Here is a 21,411-nt window from a genome sequence, read left to right on the forward strand (position 1 = left end):
TCCAAAAGGCGACGCTGATCAGCGCCGGCGGGAAGATGCTCACGGCAATTCCAGGTTCGGGCGCGAAGCCCGTGCTAGCCTACAGGGGCCCTAAAGAACGGAAGCGAGGTAAGGACAGTTCGCGGAATAACCGCTACGTGTTTCTTGGGGTGATGGTGTAGTTCCACTCTGGATGGAAGGCGTCGCCTTTGACATGGAGGCCTGCCATCTGGGCATCGGAGACCTTGACGCCTTTGTGGTAGGTGCGGGTGTCGAGGGCGCATTCGACCTTGAGGCCGGTCTTTGTCGTGGTGGCACCGATCAGTTCGACCACGGCCAGGCGGCTTTCGAGCGGGCGGCCGCGCCAGTTCTGGGTAATGTGGCAGAACAGGCGGTGTTCGATCTTGTTCCACTTGGAGGTGCCGGGCGGATAATGGTGGACGTGAAGGACCAAGTCGGTCTCGTCGGCCAGTTTCTGCAATTCCAACTTCCATAGCCTGACGCGCGCGCCGTTTGAGCCGCCGCAGTCGGCCGTGACGGTCAGTTCACTTGCCTTGGGATAGCGCTCTCGTCCCATGCGATCGAGCCAGCACCGGATCGACTGGACGGCGAACTCGGCCGTATCGGCGGTAATGCCCAAGCTGACGAAGCCCGCGTTCGCCGTCACGTCGTAGATGCCGTAAGGCACCACCTTGCCCAGTTCCTTGTCCTCGAAGTCATGCACCTTGACGCGGATCGGCGTGCCTTTCGGGCGATAGTCGCTGCCGACATTCTTGTAGTTGCCCACCAGTTCCTTTTTCTTGGTATCGACCGAGATGACCGGTTGGCCCTTGGCTTGGGCCGCAATCACCTTCGTGTTGATGTGCTCGAACTGGGCGTTGCGATCGGGATGGTGCGAGCCTTCGTCCGCCTTGCGGTTGCGCTGACGCGAAAAGCCCAGCTTCACCAACTCCTTGGCCACCGTGTCGGCGCTGATCGGGTGGCCCATCGCCGTCAGCGTGTCGGCGAGTTTATCCATACTCTTCGACACCCAGAGCAAGGGCCGCTCGGGATCGCCCAGCGTGGCCGGCTCCACCAGTCGCTTCAACTGCGCAACAAGCCCAGGATCAAGCGCGCTCACCGCCTTGCGCCCGCCGCCAGCACGCCGAACCTGACCCAGCCCCAGAGGCATGGCATCCAGGTCGTCCTGTCCGCGATTGATCGTCGACCGCGCCAACCCGGTGATCCGCGAGACTGCCGCAAGCCCGCCCCATCCCGCCGTGCTCGCCTCGGCCGCCGCGAACATCCGACGCCCGCGTTCATCGAGCTTGCGCCCCACTGTCTCCCAGCGGTATCTGATGCCATCCTCGTCGATCATGCCATCGACATACGTCTATCTGATCCGGCCGGGAATCCCCCGCACATGAGTCAATCAGACGCACCCTCGACAAATGACGATTCAGTTATTGTTCGGAGCGTCCTAACAGTAACGGGCGTTGCTGCCGACAACAGCACGGTCGAGAAGTAACCCCTGGGGCAACAGAGGCAGTCCATCCCTCAACCTATCAGCCGGTTGCCCCATATGTCTCCGCAATATTCCCTCTGACCTAATGCAGCCGAATTACGCCTTTCCATCGACGATGTTCATGCCAATCCGATCCGCCAACCCGAGTAGCACCGAGTAGGCATCAAGGTCTGAAAGGATGTCAATTGGATCATCCTGCGCGACGAGATCCTTCGCTGACACCCTATCCCCGAACAACACTAGAGCTTGAGCACGATCGTCCTGGCGCGATATCCAGCATAAGCCCTCGATATCAGGACACTGAGCATGGATCGCCTCCGCCCACACACGCGTGTCTGGATAACGATCCTTTTCTGTATCGATCAGCTGGTTGCGCTGAATACCAAGTTTTCGCAAGGTGGTTGAACGTAGGTCCGCCAGCGCGAAGTCGCGTTGCGGAGCGACTTGCGAGTAGACCTGTCCGGTCAGCTTCTGCCTATCATAGGTCTTCAGGCCGGCCGCAAAAGGCACGTCATGAAAGACCGTTTCCATTGCGGCGCAGTCGAACGTTGTGCCTCCATAGAGAGTTGGTACGCTCGCTCCCATCGCATCCTTTATGGGGCTGAATCGCGCGTTCCCTCTCGCACCTGGATTGAACTGTGCACCCCGGTACAGGTTCAGATGGATTCGATGAATGAACTGGCCCTTCGGCCAGATCATAACTTTCACGGATTTCGGCAGGTCATTTGGCGGGGCGGGGACATCCGCGGTCGATGCTTGTCGGGTTTTCGCTTTACCCATGGAGTGCGCCAGCCAAGTCATCTTCAGCGGCTGCAACAACTCGTTGAGGCTGATCCGCCAGTAAATCCTGTGGCCGCATGCCACCCAGGAAGCTGTTTACCGATGCAAACCAGTATGCGAGACCCCAGCCGTCCTTTTTCTCACGAAAAACCCTTAGGACTTTGGTGAGTGTCTTGATCGGGCGATAGCCAGTTCCCGGATCCAGCGCATACCCCGGAAAGTAATCGATACCCCGATGCCTGACAGCAAAGATCAGGCCATCCTTTTTCCACTTATTTGGTTGGGCGCTTGGATTGGTTGTGCTGAAGCCTGCGACCTCCGCGATTTGTGCAGCTGTCAGCCAATCTCCGCTTTCAAGCACGGCCTTTCTCGCGTCTGCTGTCATGCGTGCTTCAACGAGCATATGCTGTGGCGGTGGCACCTGGGGCACCAACGCCTCGATTATCGATTGGATAGTTTCGCGCTGACGACGTTCCAGAATAGTGCGAACCAGCGGCGCAATACTAACAACCGTCTCGGCTAAGGCCCTGACTGCGGGTCCACTTCCATGCTCGAGCGTTAATGCAATGACTTGCTCAGCAACAAGCCGATCAAGCTGGTCGCCGACCTGCTTGGGCGTTCCTGTGAGCGTCGCGAAGCCGGACAACTCAATTGATTCGTGGGCAAGTGCCATGATTTCACTCCGGGTAAAAATGATCATGGTTATGTATATAGCATGATAACCGGAATCATCAATGACGTATCGTCACTCGCTATCGGCACCGAGCCTAAGCAAACCGGTGGTGCGGAGATCGAGAACCAGGAGAAGAGCCGTGGCGGTCACTTCCGCTACTGCCCATTCCTCAACCTCGCTTTCGTCGAGCACACGTTTCGCGGCGCCCTCGAACCTGTCACGGACAATTGTCTCGGCGATCGCCGTAGGAAGATCGCGAGCAATGTAGACGAGGCGAAATTTGCGATCGGGGCTGGAGAATCGCGTATTGCCGAAGCCCATTCCAAGCGGTGTCGCCATGTGAGCAATCGGCATCAGGCGAAGGTGGGATTGTGGCTGGAACTCTAGTGTCAGGCTCGCCCTTGTCCTAGCGCGAGCAAAAATTCATGGGCTAAAAGAAGGCAAAAAATTATCCGGGAATCGTTCGGCGATGAGCGTCAAATGGAGGTTCTGAAATCCAGTTGATCATTGTCTGTGCTATCTTTCGAGGCACACAATTTTCGAACGATTTGCCCGCTGTAATTTAAGGAAATATGCAGCATTCGACACTGATTGCTCAGGGCTGCGCCTTGAGATAGGAAATGAGGTCCTGCCGGTCCTGGTCTTTGGATATCCTCATCGTCATTGTCGTCCCACGGACAAGGGTGACCGGTGCGGCAAGAAATGCATCCAGGTTTTCCTCCGTCCAGACAAGACCTGACTGGGCGAGCGCCTTTGAATAGCGTGCGCCTTCGACCGAGCCGGCTTTGCGGTCGACGACGCCCGCGAGCGATGGGCCGATCCTGTTCTGGCCGTTGACCGTGTGACATGCGCTGCAGCGGGTAAAAAGCGTTTCACCCCGGCTCGCATCGCCCTCTGCGGCGGCGATGGACGGACAGAGCACCAGAGCGGCGAGAACAAGCATTGATGCAGTTTTTATCGTGGTCATGGCAGAATGATCCCTTCGCAGTCTCAGTTCCTGGAGATCGGCAAGTCTGCCGCCCTGTGGACCGGCTCACAGTTCTCGCTTGCTTGCGGAACAGCCAAGAGATTCCGTAGCGATCTTCCACCCGGCGCGTTAGCTCAATCCTGTTATATTATTGCCTAATTCTGTCGATATCAAAAAAATGTGATAAGACAGAAAATAGGCTTCGGGATAGATGATTAGTGTCGAAAGAGGGATTCCAATGGACGAAAACCTGCCGCGGCGCGAGGAGTTGAGTGCGCAGACCGAAATAATTCGGGCACGCATTCTCGACGCGCTTTCGCAATTGTCATGGGACGGTGTCAGCTTCAAGCATTCGATTCCAGGACTTTCGCTCTACCGGATTGTCGAGTCTGCTGGCCCCTTTTCCAGTGTGTACGAACCCAGTGTCTCGCTGATCATCAAAGGCAGCAAGCGGGTCAATGTCGGCGACAAAACGCTCGTCTACGATGAATCATGCTTCTTTCTGACCGCCGTTGGTCTGCCCATGACCGGCCAGATTTGTGCGGTGAGCGAAGCGGAGCCCTATGTCGCAGCTATGTTGCGGCTTGACCTTGAGAAACTGCGGCGCCTGATTGCCGAATTCGATATACAGCCGGCGGAGATGCCCGATCCTGATCGCGGCGTCGCGATCGGTGCGGCCACGCCGGAATTGTTCGATGCTTTCTTGCGGCTGATTTTGCTTGCAAATTCGCCGAAGGATGTCGCATTTCTTGCCAATCATATTCACACAGAAATTCTCTATCGGCTGCTCTCGGGCGAGCAGGGCGCGCGACTGCGGCGTTTTGCGCTTGCAGGCACCAACAGCAACCGCGTGGCAAAGGCGGTTGCCTGGCTCAAGGAGAACTACACCTTGCCGCTGCGCGTCGAAGAGTTGGCTGATATGGCGAACATGGGCGTCTCCACGCTCCACCATCATTTCCGCGCGATGACTGCCATGAGTCCGCTCCAATTCCAGAAGCATCTGCGGTTGCATCATGCGCGAGAGCTAATGCTTTCCGGGGCGCTTGATGCGACAACTGCCGCGCTCAGGGTAGGGTATGAGAGTCCTACGCAGTTCAGTCGGGAGTATCGGCGCAAGTTCGGTCACCCCCCGCTACGTGACATAAGGGCTATTCTGGATTCCGACCCTTCGGCAGGGCGCGGCTCAGTCGGTTAGCAACAGAATGCTGGACGCAAGGTGACGACTGTCCGAGCAGGTCTTTGATGGTCGTATGTTCGCGGAGACGACAGGAATGGGCAATAATCAGACAGGATCGAACCTACCACGCATCCCGGTCGTGCTCTACAGTCGCGCAAGACTGGCAAACGGCAGCAGTGCGTGATCCGGCGTATCCCGGGTCGATCTCTGGCATCGCGCCCCACAACGCAAGGAGAACACGATGGTGACTCTAACGATCAACGGCACCGAGCATCAAGTCGAAGCCGAGGCCGATATGCCGCTTCTGTGGGTGATCCGCGACCTCGTCGGCCTGACCGGCACCAAATTCGGTTGCGGTATGGCACAATGTGGTGCCTGCACCGTCCATGTCGATGGTGCCCCCGTGCGGTCCTGCCAGACTTTCGTCGGCGATATCGACGGAGCGAAGGTCACGACCATTGAGGGGCTGACGGGTAAGGTTGCGGAAACTGTACAGACCGTTTGGGCTGATCTTGATGTCCCGCAATGCGGTTACTGCCAGTCTGGCCAGATCATGTCGGCTGCCGATCTGCTTACAAACAACCCCAAGCCAACCGACGACGACATCGACGCAGCGATGGCCGGCAATCTCTGTCGTTGCGCCACCTATCACCGAATCCGCGCCGGGATTCACGAAGCTGCCAAGCGTCTGGAGGCCTGAGCCATGATCCCGAAACTGATGCAATCTCTCGCTCGTCCCGCCGCACAGGTGCAGGCGTCCCGGCGGCAATTCCTACTTGGGGCGCTTTCTGTCGGCACCGGTGTCGCAATCGGCTACCGCATCCTGGCGGCGTCGCCCGCGGCCGCCAGTGAGACGGCAGCAGATGAGAGCGGCTCGCATGCCTTTACCCCCTATCTGACGATCGGCGGCGATGGCAAGGTCACCGTGCTTTCCTCCCAGTTCGAAATGGGGCAGGGATCCTATAACGGCCTGGCGACACTCGTGGCGGAAGAGCTCGACGCGGACTGGTCGACGATCGACGTGAAGGGTGTTGCCGGCAATGTGCAGGCCTACGGCAACATCGCCTTCGGCGGCGCCATTCAGGGAACGGGGGGCTCCACCTCCATGGTCTCCTCATGGGAGCGCTACCGCAAGGCCGGCGCTGGCGCGCGCGCCATGCTGGTTGCCGCAGCGGCGTCCGATTGGGGTGTCCAATCAACTGAAATCACGATCGAAAACGGTATTCTGGCGCATCCGTCCGGAAAGAGTGGCGGGTTCGGAATGTTTGCAGCCAAGGCGGCGACAATGCCGGTGCCGAGCGAAGTGACGCTCAAACAACCGGGCGACTGGAAACTCATCGGCAATGCCAAGCTGAAGCGCTTCGACAGTGCCCGCAAGACCAACGGGACTGAACAGTACACGATCGACGTCAAGCTTCCGGGCATGCTAACAGCGGTGATGATTCATCCGCCGATGTTCGGCGCCAAGGTTAAGTCCTTCGATGCCGCGGCGGCCCGTTCCATGAAGGGGGTCGTCGATGTCGTCGAGACGCCGCGTGGCGTTGCCGTTGTTGCCGAGCACATGTGGGCCGCGATCAAGGCCCGCGATGCGGTCACGGTGGAATGGGATGAGACCGGTGCCGAAAGGCGCGGTACTCCTGACTTGATGGCGATGTATCACGACATAGCGCGCAAGGCTCCGGCAGCCATTGCGCGCAAGGATGGTGACGTCGACGCCGCCTTTGCGTCCGCCGCCAAGGTCATCGAGGCAAGCTTCGAGTTTCCCTATCTGGCGCACGCCGCGATGGAGCCGCTGAACGCTGTCGCGCGCAGCAATGAGGACGGAACGCTGGAAGTATGGGGCGGACATCAGTTCCCCGATGTGTACCAGACGCTTGCCAGCCAGATCGCGGGTATTACGCCCGACAAGGTGCATCTGCATGTCATGAAAACAGGAGGCAGTTTCGGCCGACGTGCGGTATTCGACGGCGATGTGATCGTCGAGGCCGTGCACATTGCCAAGGCGCTCGGATTCCGGGCGCCTGTGAAGGTGCAATGGACGCGCGAGGACGATATGCGCGCCGGCCGCTATCGGCCAGCCTATGTGCACAACATGAAGGCCGGGATAGACGGTGACGGCAAGCTCGTTGCCTGGAGCAATCATGTAGTCGGTCAATCCATTGTTTCGAAGACCATGTTTGACGGCATGGTCCAGAACGGCGTCGATCCGACATCTGTGGAAGGGGCGAACAATTTGCCTTATGCCATTCCCAACCAGAGGGTCGGTCTGACGACAACGGAGGTCGGCGTTCCGGTCTTGTGGTGGCGATCGGTAGGTTCGACGCATACCGCTTTTGCCGCAGAAGTTTTCCTGGACGAAGTCGCCGAGGCGGCAGGGCACGATCCGGTCGAGTTCCGCTTGTCGATGCTCGAGCCGCAATCGCGCCACGCGATCATCCTCAAGCTCGCGGCGGAAAAGGCCGAATGGACAAAGCCCTTGCCGGCGGGCCGCTTCCGGGGTGTTTCCGTTGCGGAAAGCTTTGGTTCGGTGGTGGCGCAGATTGCTGAGGTTTCAGCCGATGGCAGCGGCAACATCAAGGTCGAGCGGGTTGTCGCAGCCGTCGATTGCGGGTTGGCGATCAATCCGGACCAGGTCCGAGCCCAGGTAGAGGGCGGCATAGGCTTCGGTCTGGGCGCCATACTGGGTGAGGAAATCACCTTGTCCGAGGGCAAGATCGATCAAGGCAACTTCGATTTGTACACGCCGCTCCGGATCGACGCGATGCCAGCCGTGGAGGTGCACATCCTGGCCTCTGCAAACCCGCCTTCGGGTATCGGCGAACCCGGCGTTCCGCCGATCGGACCGGCCGTTGCCAATGCCATCTACAAGGCTCTCGGCAAACGGATCCGGGTCATGCCCTTCGCCAAGTCGCTCAACGCCTGACAAAACATCCCCGGCCGGGCACGGCCGGGGATGCTGTTCTTACGGAAATACGCCGGCAGCCGGCGGGGCCGTGCTCGGTCATCGAGAACAGATTGCCGCTGAGGGATGGACCGAAAGGCCGGCCGGCCAATTCGATGCACAATTCGTCAAGCCGCGGTTCACCATTTTGATCAAGACGCGTGCGCACTCGTCCGCCATGCCCCGAAATAGTCTGCCTTCACGCCGCAAGGGAGCCGAAGGTTCGCTTCGGGTCCCCTATCGGGCCAGCTTCTTGTTTCATCCGGGCTCGCGACGTGCGGCCTCGCGTGGTCTTCGAGGTTTGAAGGAGATATACAGATGAAAGTGGAACCAGAGATCAGCACGGCGCATGAAACGCTAATACCATCCGAGACTTCTGATCCGCTTGTGACGGCAGAAATCTGGAAAAAGGGCGGCCGCGAGGTTGCGATTGCGACCGTGATCGAAACATGGGGGTCGGCGCCGCGACCGGTAGGAAGTCACCTGGTCATCGACCGTGACGGTAATTTTGAAGGCTCCGTTTCGGGAGGATGCGTTGAAGGCGCCGTGATCGCCGAAGCGATCGACATCATCAGTGACGGTAACGCAAAGATTCTGGAGTTTGGCGTTTCGGACGAGACCGCGTGGCGCACTGGACTTTCCTGTGGCGGCCGCATCAGCGTCCATGTCGAAAGGCTCGACTGATGGAATCGGCCAATCTGACGCGCCTGAACCTCGCCCGCCGATCTCGAATTTCCGTGGTGCTCGTCAAGAACCTTGAGCGAGGCACGGAGCGCGTGATCACCGAAGACGAAGATCTAGGTGGTGCATTGGCTGTAGCGGTTTCGCAGAGCTTCCGCTCAGGTCGGTCCCGGCTCGTTGAAGTGGATGGGGAGAGCCTGTTTCTGAATGTGCAATTGCCGCCGCCGCATATGGTCATCATTGGTGCGGTTCATATAAGTCAGGCACTCGCTCAAATGGCTCTGCTCGCCGGTTTCAATGTCAGGATCGTTGATCCGCGGACAGCTTTTGCCACGCCCGAGCGCTTTCCCGGCATCGAACTGGCTGCGGATTGGCCGGCGGATGTGCTCAAGGAACGGCCGCTTGATGCACAAACTGCGCTCGTTGCCCTAACACACGATCCGAAGATAGACGATTTCCCAATCGCCAATGCGATCCGTTCCGGCTGTTTCTATGTCGGTGCACTCGGCAGCCGCAAGACCCATGCGTCGCGTATCGAACGCCTGCAGGCAGATGGCTTGAGCAAGGATGACGTTTCGAGAGTTCGGGCGCCGATAGGCCTCAGCATCGGAGCTGCGAGCCCGGCTGAAATTGCCGTGGCTATTCTTGCTGAAGTCGTCCAGTCCCTGCGCCTTCGCGACCTCTCCTCACCAACGAAGAGCATTTCATGAAATTCGGTACGTATCCGGTCGAGGAGGCGCAGGGGCTGGTACTTGCCCATTCGGTCAAGTTGCCGGAGGGCACGCTTTCCAAAGGTCATGCGGTAACCGCGGGCGATATTTCACACCTCAAGGCTGCCGGCGTCGACCGGGTGGTTGCTGTGATGATAGAGGGCGGCGACCTGAGCGAGAATGAGGCAGCACGCCGGTTGTCGCAAACCATCGCCCCCCGCCATCTTCGCTTCTCCCAGGCGACCACCGGACGCGTCAACGTTTATGCGACCAGCCCCGGCCTTTTTGTCGTCGACAAGGCAGTCGTCGATCGTGTTAACCGCATTGATTCCGCGATCACGCTTGCCTGCCTTGCCGATCATACGACGGTGAGTGCCGGAGACATGGTTGGGACCATCAAGATCATCCCGCTTGCTGTGCCAGGATTAGCCATTGAAGCAGCCTGCAGCGCACTTCGTGCAGCCCCGGTCTTCGGGATCAAACCGTTTTCCAAATTTTCGGTTTCGCTTATATCAACCGAACTGCCGTCCCTTAAAGTCTCAGTCATGGACAAGACGAAACGCGTCCTCGAACGGAGGCTTGCTGTTTCCGGAAACGGTATTGTGCGCGAGCAGCGGGTGGCGCATGAATGCTTGGCTCTTTCCAGGTCGTTGCAAGACGTGATCTCGGCACCGGATGAAGCTCCCAAGCTCGTCATCATTTTTGGCGCCTCGGCCGTCGCTGACATAGCCGACGTCATTCCAGAAGCAATCCGCGCGGTAGGGGGGGAAGTGGTGGCTGTTGGAATGCCTGTTGACCCCGGCAACCTCCTGGTCCTCGGCCGCGTTGGCCAGGCTTACGTCATCGGTGCGCCTGGCTGCGCGCGCAGTCCGAAGGAAAACGGCTTCGACTGGGTTCTGGACCGGATCGTCGCTGGCGAGATGCCCGACGCTCACGATCTGGCTGGTATGGGTGTGGGAGGGCTACTGACGGAGATAAACATGCGGCCCCATTTGCGCGATGGCCCGGATATGCCAAGTACGACCGCATCGGTTGCGATCGTCGTGCTTGCGGCGGGTCGTTCAAGCCGCATGGGCGAGGGCGGTTCCCAAAAGCTTTTGGCGGAGTTCGACGGATTGCCGCTTGTGCGGCGTTCGGCTCAAACAGCACTGGAAAGCAATGCGCTTTCCGTGACGGTCGTCACAGGACACCGCCGAGCCGAGATTGAGCAGGTGCTGTCGGGATTGTCGGTTAGCACCATAGAGAATCCGAACTATGCGTCCGGCATGGCAAGCTCCCTCATCACCGGCATTTCGGTCGGTGCTGTTCGGCACGCCGATGGAATCTTGATCATGATTGCCGATATGCCGGGCGTTTCGACTGAAGATCTCAATATTTTGATCGCTGCGTTTCATGAATCGGGCGCGCGCGCCATCGTCCGTGCTGTCTCTCGTGGCAAGCGTGGCAATCCGGTTATTCTGCCACGCTCACTCAAGGCAGCCATTCTGCGTCTCGAAGGCGACATCGGCGCGCGGCATATCATTGAGACAGCGGGCGCCCCAATTATCGACGTCGAGATAGGTGACGCGGCCCACCTCGACGTCGACACGCCCGAAGCGGTGATTGCGGCAGGCGGTGTGTTAAGAAATTAGGTCTTGGGGGCTGAAGTCAGAGGTAACGAACGGCATCGCCGTGTATCGATGATCTATGAGCGCGCGCGGCACGTGTCCTACAGATAGCGTGAGGGCTCCCCAGTTGGTCCAGGCGCTGTGCCGGAGAGCTTCGACCAGCAAGGTGAAGGCTAGAGAGGCATGGCGTCGGCTTGGATAGTGATTATTATAATCTAAATTATATAACGTGCGAGACCATTCTAATTCTCGGCTGGGAATAGCACCGGTTATTCGGACACGAGCGCGCGGTCGACGGCCTTGAATCCGGCGGTTTTTGCACCACGTCTGGGCGACTTCGTCGCGCGCGCAGCCGTCTTGATCGACGGCTCGCCAATGCCAGTGCCTCTGCCGCCGATCGAGACGACGACGTCATCGAGATGCCAGACATCATTGCGATGGCCTTTTGCGGCGCAGCCGGCGAGCATAGCCGGCGCTGGATTTCGTGGCCCATCGGCGGATCGTCTCCGAGACTATGATGCCCCGTTCGAGCAGCAGTTCTTCGCCAGCCGGGCGAAGTCCATCCTTTTATTAGTTTGCAGAAGCCTGATACAGGTCGCGCTCAGCGGTCCATAGATCGGCGTAGTCAACGTTCTGCCAGTCTTTAAACCACGGGCCGCCATTGGTGTAATGTATCGCAGCAGGCGCTTCGTCACGACGCGGATATTCCCCCTCGAGAAAGTTCCATTCAAGCGGCAATGCGCCAATCAGATTATCATGCGAAACCCACTGAAAACGATGAAGGAAGGCAGGCGCCGCGGAATTCACGACTTCCGGAGTGAGAGCTTTCACATCTGGATGGGCATTGTTAAACAGGATGAAAGATGACCAGTTCTTACGCGGATAGATGGTTTGCTGTTTGCCGTCCATCTTGACCGCATTGGCAGGCGTGTAGTCGTGTTGGACCACAAACGCAGCCTTGTCACGGCCGGCATGTTTCAGAACATCACGCACATCGCGGGTAAAGAGGAAATCGCAATCAACAAAGATCGTCCAGCCGTCATGGGCACCGAGATAGGGGGTCAGGAAGCGCGTGATCGAAAATTCTGTCGTGGCATTGTCTGTGCCGCGCGTATAAAGGCCGAGTTCTCGCAGTGCCGCTTGCTTCAGCGGATAGATTTCTACGTCCGGGCCGCTATGGCGCAGGAGCGAATGACGGCAGACCTGCCAAGCAATGTCTTCGCGACTATCGTAACCGACATAAATTTTTAGACGATCGCTCATAGGCGTATGTTCCTTTGCACTAGGTTCATGTCGATAACCTTACCCGTCTTCGGACCGTAAGGGGCTGCCGGCCTTGCGCCGCCAGGTGGCTGTCTCCGGATCAGGCGTATTTAGAGCCTGACTGAAAAAGAGTTGGGTGGAGTTGTGATTCCGTCGGATTTGCTCAGGATTCGATGGAAACCGCAATGCCCTGGACTGACTTCACCCGACGCAAATATGGCGGACGGACGAGGCGGTGATGGCCGAACTTCGGCGTGCCGCCTGGCCGCTCGTGGCCTTCAGCGCGGCAATCAATGTCCTTATGCTGACGGCCGCTCTCTACACGCTGCAGGTCTACAACCGCGTGTTGTCGAGCCACAGCCTGGAAACTTTCACGGCACTGACAGTCATGGCCGTTGTGGCATCCCTGGCCCTGGCGATATTGGAAACCGTGCGCTCCCAGCTGCTGATCGCGGCCGGGATCTGGATGAACAGACGCCTGTCGCCAGTGCTGCTCTCTACCTCGATCGAACAGGCGGCGGGAACGCGGGGTGGGGTGGCGGTCGAGCCCTCCGTGATCTGGAGCAATTCGGTAACTTTCTGACGGGATCTGGGATATTTCCAATCCTCAAAGCTCCTTGGGCACCGATCTTTTTCGTAGCAAATCTTCCTTCTGCACCCTTGGCTCGGCTGGCTGGCATTGGGTGGCGGCACAGCATTCTTCGTGCTGGCGGTGCTGACTGAATTCGTCAGCCGACAGCCGGTCGCCGAAGCGAGTGGGGCCCAAGGCGATGATTTCCAGCATGGCGGTCACGGCAGGCTACCGCCGTGACCCGCGGCCTTCATCAAAAATCCTCCCATTCCTTGACTGCGGCTACGGTTGCGGCTCTACCGCTGCCAAAGGCGCCGGCCAGTTTCTGACCAAGCGCCCGGGCCGGGGACGTGACGTGACGGCTGCCGTGGCCGATGGCACGCGGAGCCGACGCGGCGCCGTCGAGCCTGAAACGGGTGATCAGCCGGGCGAGGCTGGAAGCCTCCTCGGCCAGCCGGTTGGTCGCTGCGGTCGATTCCTCGACCATCGCCGCGTTCTGCTGCGTCACCTGGTCCATCTCGTTGACGGCGGTGCTGACTTCCGACAGACCGGTCGACTGTTCCTTGGCGGCGGTGGCGATCGAATGCACATGCTCGTTGATCTTGACCACGTGGCCCTGGATCAGGGTGAGCGCCTCGCCGGTCGCCGTCACCAGCTTGACGCCGGACTGAACCTCGCCGCTTGAGCGCGAGATCAGCGCCTTGATGTCCTTGGCGGCTCCCGCCGAACGCTGAGCGAGTTCGCGCACTTCCTGGGCGACGACGGCAAAACCCTTGCCGGCATCACCGGCTCGAGCCGCTTCGACGCCGGCGTTCAGCGCCAAAAGGTTGGTCTGGAAGGCGATCTCGTCGATGACGTTGATGATCTGGCCGATCTCGCCGGAGGCCTGCTCGATCCGCCCCATCGCCGAGACCGCATCCTTGACCACAGCGCTCGACTGCTCGGTGCTGCGGCGCGCCTCATCGACCATGTGGCTGGCTTCCGTTGCCCGCTCGGTGGAGCTTTTGACCGCGACGGTGATCTCTTCTAGCGCCGAGGATGTCTCCTCCAGCGACGCCGCCTGCTGTTCGGTGCGCTTCGACAGATCGCCGGAGGCCGTCCGCATCTCGCCGGCGCCGCCGTTGATCGTGTCGATGGCGGTTCGGACCTCGCCGAGCACCGACCGCAGGTTGGCCATCGTCACGTTGACATTTTCCTTGAGTTCGCCGAAGGCGCCGTGGAACTCGCCGCGCATGCTTTCTGTCAGATCTCCCTCGGCCAGCGCCGACACCACCCGGCGGGTTTCGGCGATGCCCCTGTCGACCGAAGACACCAGCTCGTTGACCTGTGCGGCAAAGCGGTTGAGGTCGGCGTTGTCATAATCCCTGTCGATGCGCTGGGTGAAGTCGCCGGCGACCGCCGCCGAGACCACCTTGCCAATGCTCGACTGCAGATCAGCGCTCTTTGCTTGTAGCGCTGCTTCCTGCGCATTCATCTCGCGGACCTTAATGCCGTTCTGCTTGAATACCTCGACGGCGCGGGCCATCTCGCCGATTTCGTCGTGGCGCGCGCCGAATGGGACATCGGTGTCGAGATTACCGCTCGCGAGAACGCTCATGCTGTCAGTCAGCCTGCCGATCGGGCGTGCGATGCCTCTCGCTCCGAACACGGCTGACGCGGCGAGCGTAACGACAACCAAGGCGCCAACCACGAGGTTCAGCATTTGCGCCAGGCTCTGCGCGGCGTCCATATCACTGCTTGCGTGGTCAGCACGACCCTTCGCGACCTCAACGCCTTCGTCCAGCGTTTTCGTCATTTTTCCAGCGGTTTCCAGCAGCGATGACCGAAGATTCTCTTCCTTATCGCTGAGACGTGAATCGTTCGCCGCGCCCAGCTTGGTTTCGATCACTTTCGCAAGTTCACCGGCTGTGGCGAAATAGCCCTCGGCCAAAGTCTTGATTGTTTGGACTCGGTCGCGGTTGACCTGAATTGTCAGCGCCGACGTCGCTCTATCGAGATATTTGATCAACGAGTGATGGCGTTCTCGCAGGTAGGTGGCCGCCTTGGCCGCATCGTCTGCGGTGCGCGCCAAGCGCAGATCGCGGACGCCGATCTGCATTCCCCGCACGGACGCCTTTGCGTCGACGAGATCGCGGGAAATGATCAATTGCTGTCTTTCCAGGTTGGAGCTATCGGTGACCATTCGGTTCGTCTGCCATCCGGTAACAAGCATGGCGACCACCATGAAAATGCCAAGACCGGACATGAATGCGAGTTTTGCGCTGATGCGGGAAAAAATCGAGGGTAACGTCATAGCGGCTTTCCTCTGTGACTAGGTACAGGAAGTCGTCATGGCTTCGGGTATCCGGGATTTTTGAAAACTGTCCGGCCGAGTCATTCCGCCGGAAGGCGATGGAGCGCCGCGATTGGCATGACAAATGCACCGCTGGATTGGCAGTCCCGCCGCAGACCGGCGACAAGTGTTGCAGGTGTCATGTGCGGGCGAGGCAAGAAGTCTGTCGATCTACCTCAGGATGTAATACAAGCAGATATTTTTTTTAAGTCGTTGAAAACGTAAGCGCGTATTCGGTCTTCGTTACACAATGTTTGTAGTGATAAGCTGTACACGTGGGGGTTCTCATAAGAATGATGCACAACCAGTATTGAGGAATCGTTAATATTACAACGCGTTGCTTTCAGTTAGATATTTACGATTCTCATGTTTGATTGGGAACCATGGCCGTACTTAGTTCGCACTTACCCGGCCGAGGACAAGAATGAACGAACAGGCGTCATGTATTGAACCGGTAAAGACGTGGCGAACGAGTCCGGACGGGTGGCAATCGTTGCTTGCCGTTCAAGCTTCCGGTTTAGATCTTCGCAACGTCTCTCCCGTGGAAGGGAGCAACCCCCGCCATTTTCCAACGGCGATCGCTGGCACATCGCGTGAGAGCTCTACTCAGCCTTCGTCACCTGACCGCGGATTTCCCCATCTGGGTTAGCGGCAGTGTGCAGGTTAAGATACCAGCGTCCTCCCGCAAGATCCGCAGCTTGGGCGTCGTCCAGCGTAGCGGAACCCTTCGCCAGTGCCGAGACATCGATCGGAACGACAGGCGGCGCATTCTCGCCGACCGGGGCCGGGCCGTGGAAATGGGCCGCCGTCACATCGTCACTCAATCCGGAATGCTCGACGGTCCAGGAGAGATTTTTGCTTCCGGAATCGTAGGTTATGTCTGCCGTACCGGTCGCGCTGGTCTGGACTGGCGGCACCTCCTCGCTTCCCTTGAGCTCGGCCTTGAACTTCATCTCCTCCGCGAACCCGGTTGTTCCCGCAGAGAGAAAACTCACAAGCGCGATGGCACCGGTCCCGACCTTCAAAGCTCTCAATTGCATGGCTCATTCCTCCCGATTTGTTGCTGGTCCATTTGCTGAATCATTCTCCGCCAGCAGAAATATTGGCGTGGAGATAGGGCGCGCTCCGCTGGTGACCAGTGGTTGCCAAACGCTGGGCGTATCTGTCCCAATGAGGTCAGAGCCATGAGCGCATCCTCGATGCCGTGTCAGTGCGACAGCCGGGACTTGCGCTCCGGCCGCATTTCGGTGGCGGCGCGACAACGCCTCAAAGGACACAGCCGAGCCTCGCGGATCGGGTATCTCCACTCGATCGCGAGCCGAGAGACTCGGACGCTTCCAAAGGTCGCCCAGACGAGCGCCCTGACCTCGTCCCAGGATCCTTTCGAGCGCGGCCGTGATGTCCGGGCGGAGATCGAGAGAGATTCGTCGTTATTATCGACTGCCATTGTCGCCCCGTCCTCAGCCATCAGGTGTCAACTAAGCTTATCCAGACGTGCTGAGCTACCGGCAACGGGGCATTTTAGGCATTGTCGCGCGTATTATTTTTCGCAAATTCGGCGATCGCCGCGGTAGGGCTGATAGGAACAATCCGAGAGGCGGAAGGAGCGATAAGCTCGTGCGCAGGCCCGAATATTACAGGATGCCGCAGCCTGCGTTTCGCCTTCCAAGCTTTCAGGCCCAGGGCCGGGACTCGGCTCAGCCATGGCGGCTTGCATGAATTCACGCCATATGCGAGCGGGGAGGTCGCCGCCCGTGACGCCCCTCATCGGTGTGCCGTCGTCGTTGCCGACCCAAACGCCTGCCACCAGAGGCTCCGTAAAACCGACAAACCAGGCATCCCTGTTGTTCTGGCTCGTGCCTGTCTTCCCCGCTGCAAAGTCGCCGGGTGAAGCAGCGCGCCCCGTGCCGCGTTCCACGACGAGCTGGAGCAGCGTGACGAGATCTTGCTGGTAAGCCGAAATGTCGACCGAAGGTTTGATCTGCGGTCCGATGCGGAAAGCACGCGCCTGTGCCTCGGCCTGAAAATCGATGACGCCCCAAGGCTCGACGGGGGAATTTCCGGCGCGGACCGAAGCATAGGCCCCTGTCAGGTCAAGCAGATTGACCTCGGACGCGCCCAGCGCAAGCGCTGGACCTTTGGTCAGCGGCGCGTCGATGCCGAGTTCGCTGGCTGCGGCTGCGACATTCTCTATTCCGACCACTTGTGCAAGCGCAACGGTGGCGGCGTTGAGGGAACGAGCAAAGGCTTCGGCGAGTGTGACAGGGCCACGATAGCTGCCGCCTGAATTTTCCGGCGACCAGCCGTCGATCTCGATAGGGACATCGTCAATCCGATCAGCAAGGGTAAAACCCTGCTTCAAGGCTGCGTAATATACGAACAGCTTGAATGTCGAACCTGGCTGACGCATAGCCGCGACGGCCCGGTTGAATTGGCTGGCTTTATAGTCGCGTCCGCCCACCATTGCGACAACGGCTCCGTCGGGCGTCATAGCCACCAATGCGGCCTGCGATACCCCGCGCGACGCGCCCTCTTCATCAATGGCTCGGCTGATTATCTCTTCCGCGGCCTGTTGGAGACGGGGCATGAGTGTCGTACGTACCGTTATCGATCCGGGGGAGGCGCCCGCGATCTCACGCGCTTGTCCTGAGACCCAATCCGCAAACCAACTGCCCGAACGAGGTGTTGGGGTGGTCACATGGAGCGCGGCGAACTCGGCTTTCGCGGCCTTGGCCTCATCCGGCGTCAGTTTGCCATTTTCGACCATCGCGTTCAGGACGGTTGTCGTTCTTTGTCGGGCGCCATCGAAATTATCAATCGGGTTTAGCTGGCTCGGCGCCTTCAACAGACCCGCCAGCATGGCCGACTCCCTGATGTCAAGCGCATCGATATCCTTGTTAAAATAGATACGCGCAGCAGCTGGCATGCCCGTGGCGCCAGCGCCAAGATAGACCGAATTTAGGTACCGGGTGAGGATCTCCTGCTTGCCGAGGTTCCACTCCAGCCAGAACGCGATGACCAACTCCTGTATCTTGCGCTTCAGTGTCCGGTCACTTTCCAGATAGAGGACCTTGATCAGTTGCTGGGTGATCGTGCTGCCGCCTTGCACGACCTCACCCGCCTGGAAATTCCGGACCAATGCGCGTGATATCCCCCGCAGATCTATCCCATAGTGATCCAGAAAGCGCCGATCCTCGATCGAGAGGACTGCATCCACGAGGTGCGGCGGAAATTGTTCATAACTGGCGCGCGGTCCCTGGAACGGACCCTGCCGCACCAATGGCTGCCCGTCCGCTGTTTCAAGCACGATGGTTGGTTTCAGCGATCCATCGGCAATCTCCCGCCAAGGGACGTCCTTCAGGGCCCAGAATAGAATGCTGGCTAAAACCAGAGCAACGCTTAGCGAAGCCAGGGCGAAAATAGCGCCCCAGGAGCGCCATCTCACCCATTTTGAGGGCCGCCTAGACGTCAATTTGCCGAGTGCCACAGATAACCCAGACCACGCCCTTTCGAAGTGGACGGCAAGGCGGCCCGCTGCAAGTTTCGCACCCGACTGCGAGGGCGTGCGGTTGCGTGATTGTTCGTTGCGAGTTGCAAGCGCTTGCAGAAGCCAAGCCTTGATACGCCGCCATAGCGTCCTCAGGTCGTGGCGCAGAGCAAAGGCGAGTTCCAGAGCAGCATGCCTGCTTCGTTCAAAGATTGGGGGTCCGTTCTCTGCCGCAGAGGAGTGGATGACTGCATTGGTTGTTTGCTCATTTGCCCCGGCGCTTGCGCGCGGCGACGTTTTGTCGCCGCCAGCATTTGTTTGTCTGTTGTCCGTCTTCCTGGCTTCACGCAATTCGCGACCGCCTTTTCGCTTTGGTTCGTCCGCCGTCTCGACACTGTTGCCGCGCTTGTGTGCCCCTCACAATCTAGTGCTCGGCGCAAGGTAGGGAAAGGCATGCGGTTCGGCAAAGACTGTTTTCCGATACGCTCTTCTTTCGTATTTGTTTCGCCCCGGCTCTCAAACGGTCAGGCCGCTGTCGCAGCGGAACATCGTCAAATCGCTAGGCTGACCGTGCACGCGCCAACAGCGGCCGCCCAGTTCATGTCATCGGCGCTACCATTGTCAAACGCCTGGCAAAGGAAGGCGCGCGTCCGATCATCCATTACGGTTGCGACCGGGCCGCGGCAGAGGCGCTCCTGCCCCGCCGTTTCTGGGGAAGGACTGATCGACCAGGCGGACCTCTCGACGGCCGGCGGCGCCTTTGTGCTTTGCCGGGCGGATCGATGTACACCTCACCCATCGTTTCCAGCCTAAGGCAGCTCTCACTTTGACAAGCTTTGCCAATCTATGCCATAATTGTTATATGTGGAGGCCGACATGGCGACAATGAATGTATCCCTGCCCGATGCCATGAAAGACTGGGTTGAGGCGCAAACCAAAACGGGGCGCTACGCCAATGCGAGCGATTATGTGCGCGACCTGATCCGCAAAGATCAAGAGCGTACTGACAAGGTTGCGGCGATGCAGCGCTTTGTCGATGAAGGTCTGAAGAGCGGTGTGGGCAATCGGTCCAAGGACGAGCTTTTTGCGGCGGCCCAGGCGAAAGCTGACACCCCGCGCGGCCGCTGAGAATGGGCTTTCGCCTATCCCTTCAAGCGGAAGAGGATATTATCGGCATTGCCGAGGACGGCGTGCGCCTATTCGGCCCTGCGCAGGCGCGAAAGTATCACGACGAACTCTTTGCCGTCTTTGATCTGATCGCTGCCAATCCTCGTATGGCGCGCGAGCGTCGTGAGCTATCGCCGCCGATGCACATTCATCCCTTCAAGGCTCATTTGGTCGTTTATCGCATCGACGATGACGGCGATATCTTCATTGTCCGTGTGCGGCACGGACACGAAGATTGGACGGGCGACGCTTCCTAGGTAGTCTGCACTACGATCATAGCGCTGCCCCACGGCCGAAAAGCGCCTATCGGCCCAGCAGCCAGTGATGATCAAACCGGTTGACCCGGGAGATAGTAGTGGCCCAATTGTCATTTGCGCAGTCGGTCAGCAGCAGCTTCCCTATATTCGTTGCCACGATGGAGAAGTCTCTTGGCGATTGATCACCATGGCGGTGCAATGGCAAAGATTTCTGTGGCGCTCCAAAGCGCCGACAGCCTGGCCGACGCAAAAGCTACCGTCTGCGAAACCGTCCAAGAATGGTTCAGTTCCACCGGCCTGTACGGATCGACCCGTACTTCCTCCTCAACGCCTGGCCGGCGGGATGAAACCACCACCCGTCAACTGGAGTCCTTGAACATCACGTGGCGGGAGCGGGAGATCATCAATGGTGCGCAGCGGGAAAAACTGCGTATGAAATCGCCTCGATCATAAACCGATCCGCTCGGACGGCCTCAGAAAACTTGAACAGCTGCCTCGGACTGTGGTCATCGTCGTCGTCTTCCGTCTTCTTGCAATGCCGACCCGCTACCGGCTCGCCAGTGTTGCCACGAGATCGCCGAAGCGTTCGCCCTGAATGCTCACGTGCTGGCGCAGGAGCGTGCGCGCGCCTTCCGCGTCGCCGGCGAGAATTGCTTCCACGATCGCGCCATGCTCGGCGAACGACGTCGTGACGCGGTTGCGCACGCGAAGTTGGAGACGCCTGTAAGGCTGTAGACGGCGATGCAGGGCAACACACTGCTCGCCGAGGAAGCCGCTGTGGCTGGCGGTATAGATGGCCTTGTGGAAGCGTTCGTTGTCATAATAGTAGGTGTCGCTGTTACCTGCCGAAGACGAACGATCACAATCCGCGTGCGCTGCCAGAATGGCGGCACGATCGGCATCGGTGAGGCGCCGCGCGGCCAGCGAACCGGCCATGCCCTCGAGCTCCGCCATCACCTCGAACATTTCAAAAACGCGGTGCGGTCCCGGATCGACCACAATAGCACCGCGGCGCGGCCGGATTTCCACCAACCCAATCGCATTCAACTGCATCAGCGCCTCGCGCACCGGCGTTCTCGACACGCCGAAACGTGTGGCCAATTGCACCTCGTCCAGCCGTTCGCCAGGGGCGAAGTCGTTCGAGATTATCCCGTTTTCGATCTCGTCTCGCAGTCGTTGAACAACATTCTCCGACATTTTCGTGCCTTTCAATGCATAATTCTTATTCTTGTATGCAAGAACGTTGACATTGCGCACAAGAATGATTAAGAACGATACCACAATAGGCTAGTCGCACACAATTGGGCGGACACAT

At 59.0% G+C, this 21,411-nt stretch carries 21 protein-coding genes and 1 pseudogene; 10 read left to right on the top strand and 12 right to left on the bottom strand.

Going from position 1 to position 21,411, the window contains the following annotated elements:
- Window positions 1-133: 133 nt before the first annotated feature.
- From ACSQ3F_RS23435 to ACSQ3F_RS23455, 5 genes are all read right to left on the bottom strand, one after another.
- Window positions 134-1,336: an ISAzo13 family transposase gene (locus ACSQ3F_RS23435; RefSeq protein ID WP_436098414.1), complete on the bottom strand. Its 1,203-nt coding sequence runs from the start codon at window positions 1,334-1,336 to the stop codon at window positions 134-136.
- A gap of 243 nt (window positions 1,337-1,579) precedes the next feature.
- The gene (locus tag ACSQ3F_RS23440) at window positions 1,580-2,263 is read right to left on the bottom strand and encodes an RES family NAD+ phosphorylase (RefSeq protein ID WP_436102619.1); all 684 of its coding nucleotides are present in this window, start codon (window positions 2,261-2,263) and stop codon (window positions 1,580-1,582) included.
- Complete coding sequence (locus ACSQ3F_RS23445) at window positions 2,256-2,936, bottom strand: hypothetical protein (RefSeq protein ID WP_436102620.1); 681 nt, start codon at window positions 2,934-2,936, stop codon at window positions 2,256-2,258. The genes ACSQ3F_RS23440 and ACSQ3F_RS23445 overlap by 8 nt, the downstream gene beginning before the upstream one ends.
- Before the next feature lie 72 nt (window positions 2,937-3,008).
- Entirely contained in the window at window positions 3,009-3,275 is a 267-nt protein-coding gene (locus tag ACSQ3F_RS23450) for an RES family NAD+ phosphorylase (RefSeq protein WP_436102621.1), read from the bottom strand.
- Between the two features lie 256 nt (window positions 3,276-3,531).
- Window positions 3,532-3,903 (bottom strand): c-type cytochrome, encoded by a 372-nt coding sequence (locus ACSQ3F_RS23455; protein ID WP_436102622.1) that lies wholly within the window; start codon window positions 3,901-3,903, stop codon window positions 3,532-3,534.
- A gap of 238 nt (window positions 3,904-4,141) precedes the next feature.
- Here ACSQ3F_RS23455 and ACSQ3F_RS23460 point away from each other — a divergent pair, with 238 nt between their 5' ends.
- From ACSQ3F_RS23460 to ACSQ3F_RS23485, 6 genes are all read left to right on the top strand, one after another.
- Entirely contained in the window at window positions 4,142-5,098 is a 957-nt protein-coding gene (locus ACSQ3F_RS23460) for an AraC family transcriptional regulator N-terminal domain-containing protein (RefSeq protein ID WP_436102623.1), read from the top strand.
- Between the two features lie 223 nt (window positions 5,099-5,321).
- Window positions 5,322-5,780, top strand: a complete 459-nt coding sequence (locus ACSQ3F_RS23465) for a (2Fe-2S)-binding protein (RefSeq protein WP_436102624.1) — start codon at window positions 5,322-5,324, stop codon at window positions 5,778-5,780.
- A gap of 3 nt (window positions 5,781-5,783) precedes the next feature.
- Window positions 5,784-8,003, top strand: a complete 2,220-nt coding sequence (locus ACSQ3F_RS23470; protein ID WP_436102625.1) for a molybdopterin cofactor-binding domain-containing protein — start codon at window positions 5,784-5,786, stop codon at window positions 8,001-8,003.
- A gap of 336 nt (window positions 8,004-8,339) precedes the next feature.
- Window positions 8,340-8,705 carry an XdhC family protein gene (locus ACSQ3F_RS23475; protein ID WP_436102626.1) on the top strand — a complete coding sequence of 122 codons (366 nt, stop codon included), beginning with the start codon at window positions 8,340-8,342 and terminating at the stop codon, window positions 8,703-8,705.
- Complete coding sequence (locus ACSQ3F_RS23480; RefSeq protein WP_436102627.1) at window positions 8,705-9,412, top strand: XdhC family protein; 708 nt, start codon at window positions 8,705-8,707, stop codon at window positions 9,410-9,412. Before ACSQ3F_RS23475 ends, ACSQ3F_RS23480 begins: the two co-directional genes overlap by 1 nt.
- On the top strand, window positions 9,409-11,043 hold the full coding sequence (locus ACSQ3F_RS23485) for an NTP transferase domain-containing protein (protein WP_436102628.1): 1,635 nt from the start codon (window positions 9,409-9,411) through the stop codon (window positions 11,041-11,043). The genes ACSQ3F_RS23480 and ACSQ3F_RS23485 overlap by 4 nt, the downstream gene beginning before the upstream one ends.
- Window positions 11,044-11,354: 311 nt before the next feature.
- Here ACSQ3F_RS23485 and ACSQ3F_RS23490 read toward each other — a convergent pair.
- Both ACSQ3F_RS23490 and ACSQ3F_RS23495 read right to left on the bottom strand, forming a co-directional pair.
- Window positions 11,355-11,562: pseudogene (locus tag ACSQ3F_RS23490) on the bottom strand (IS6 family transposase); the annotation flags it as partial.
- 27 nt (window positions 11,563-11,589) lie between these two features.
- On the bottom strand, window positions 11,590-12,282 hold the full coding sequence (locus ACSQ3F_RS23495; RefSeq protein ID WP_436102629.1) for a glycosyltransferase: 693 nt from the start codon (window positions 12,280-12,282) through the stop codon (window positions 11,590-11,592).
- Between the two features lie 238 nt (window positions 12,283-12,520).
- On the opposite strand from ACSQ3F_RS23495, the gene ACSQ3F_RS23500 reads away from it, so the two are divergent.
- The gene (locus ACSQ3F_RS23500; RefSeq protein ID WP_436102630.1) at window positions 12,521-12,865 is read left to right on the top strand and encodes a hypothetical protein; all 345 of its coding nucleotides are present in this window, start codon (window positions 12,521-12,523) and stop codon (window positions 12,863-12,865) included.
- Between the two features lie 24 nt (window positions 12,866-12,889).
- On the opposite strand, the gene ACSQ3F_RS23505 is transcribed toward ACSQ3F_RS23500, so the two are convergent.
- From ACSQ3F_RS23505 to ACSQ3F_RS23520, 4 genes are all read right to left on the bottom strand, one after another.
- Window positions 12,890-13,075, bottom strand: a complete 186-nt coding sequence (locus tag ACSQ3F_RS23505; protein ID WP_436102631.1) for a hypothetical protein — start codon at window positions 13,073-13,075, stop codon at window positions 12,890-12,892.
- Between the two features lie 31 nt (window positions 13,076-13,106).
- Window positions 13,107-15,146, bottom strand: coding sequence for a methyl-accepting chemotaxis protein (locus tag ACSQ3F_RS23510; RefSeq protein ID WP_436102632.1), 2,040 nt, complete (start codon window positions 15,144-15,146; stop codon window positions 13,107-13,109).
- A gap of 641 nt (window positions 15,147-15,787) precedes the next feature.
- Window positions 15,788-16,225, bottom strand: a complete 438-nt coding sequence (locus ACSQ3F_RS23515) for a CHRD domain-containing protein (protein ID WP_436102633.1) — start codon at window positions 16,223-16,225, stop codon at window positions 15,788-15,790.
- Window positions 16,226-16,725: 500 nt separating this feature from the next.
- Window positions 16,726-18,597: a PBP1A family penicillin-binding protein gene (locus ACSQ3F_RS23520; RefSeq protein WP_436102840.1), complete on the bottom strand. Its 1,872-nt coding sequence runs from the start codon at window positions 18,595-18,597 to the stop codon at window positions 16,726-16,728.
- Window positions 18,598-19,548: 951 nt separating this feature from the next.
- Here ACSQ3F_RS23520 and ACSQ3F_RS23525 point away from each other — a divergent pair.
- The 3 genes from ACSQ3F_RS23525 to ACSQ3F_RS23535 all read left to right on the top strand — a co-directional run bounded on the left by ACSQ3F_RS23525 (window position 19,549) and on the right by ACSQ3F_RS23535 (window position 20,549).
- The gene (locus tag ACSQ3F_RS23525) at window positions 19,549-19,800 is read left to right on the top strand and encodes a type II toxin-antitoxin system ParD family antitoxin (RefSeq protein ID WP_436102634.1); all 252 of its coding nucleotides are present in this window, start codon (window positions 19,549-19,551) and stop codon (window positions 19,798-19,800) included.
- Window positions 19,801-19,802: 2 nt separating this feature from the next.
- Entirely contained in the window at window positions 19,803-20,096 is a 294-nt protein-coding gene (locus ACSQ3F_RS23530; protein ID WP_436102635.1) for a type II toxin-antitoxin system RelE/ParE family toxin, read from the top strand.
- Window positions 20,097-20,267: 171 nt separating this feature from the next.
- The gene (locus tag ACSQ3F_RS23535) at window positions 20,268-20,549 is read left to right on the top strand and encodes a hypothetical protein (RefSeq protein WP_436102636.1); all 282 of its coding nucleotides are present in this window, start codon (window positions 20,268-20,270) and stop codon (window positions 20,547-20,549) included.
- A 93-nt stretch (window positions 20,550-20,642) separates the two neighbouring features.
- Here the strand turns inward: ACSQ3F_RS23535 and ACSQ3F_RS23540 are convergent, their stop codons facing one another.
- Window positions 20,643-21,293: a GntR family transcriptional regulator gene (locus ACSQ3F_RS23540; protein ID WP_436102841.1), complete on the bottom strand. Its 651-nt coding sequence runs from the start codon at window positions 21,291-21,293 to the stop codon at window positions 20,643-20,645.
- Between the last annotated feature and the right edge of the window lie 118 nt (window positions 21,294-21,411).

Source organism: Pararhizobium sp. LjRoot238 (genome assembly GCF_964252955.1).
In the GTDB taxonomy this organism is placed as follows: Bacteria; Pseudomonadota; Alphaproteobacteria; order Rhizobiales; family Rhizobiaceae; genus Pararhizobium.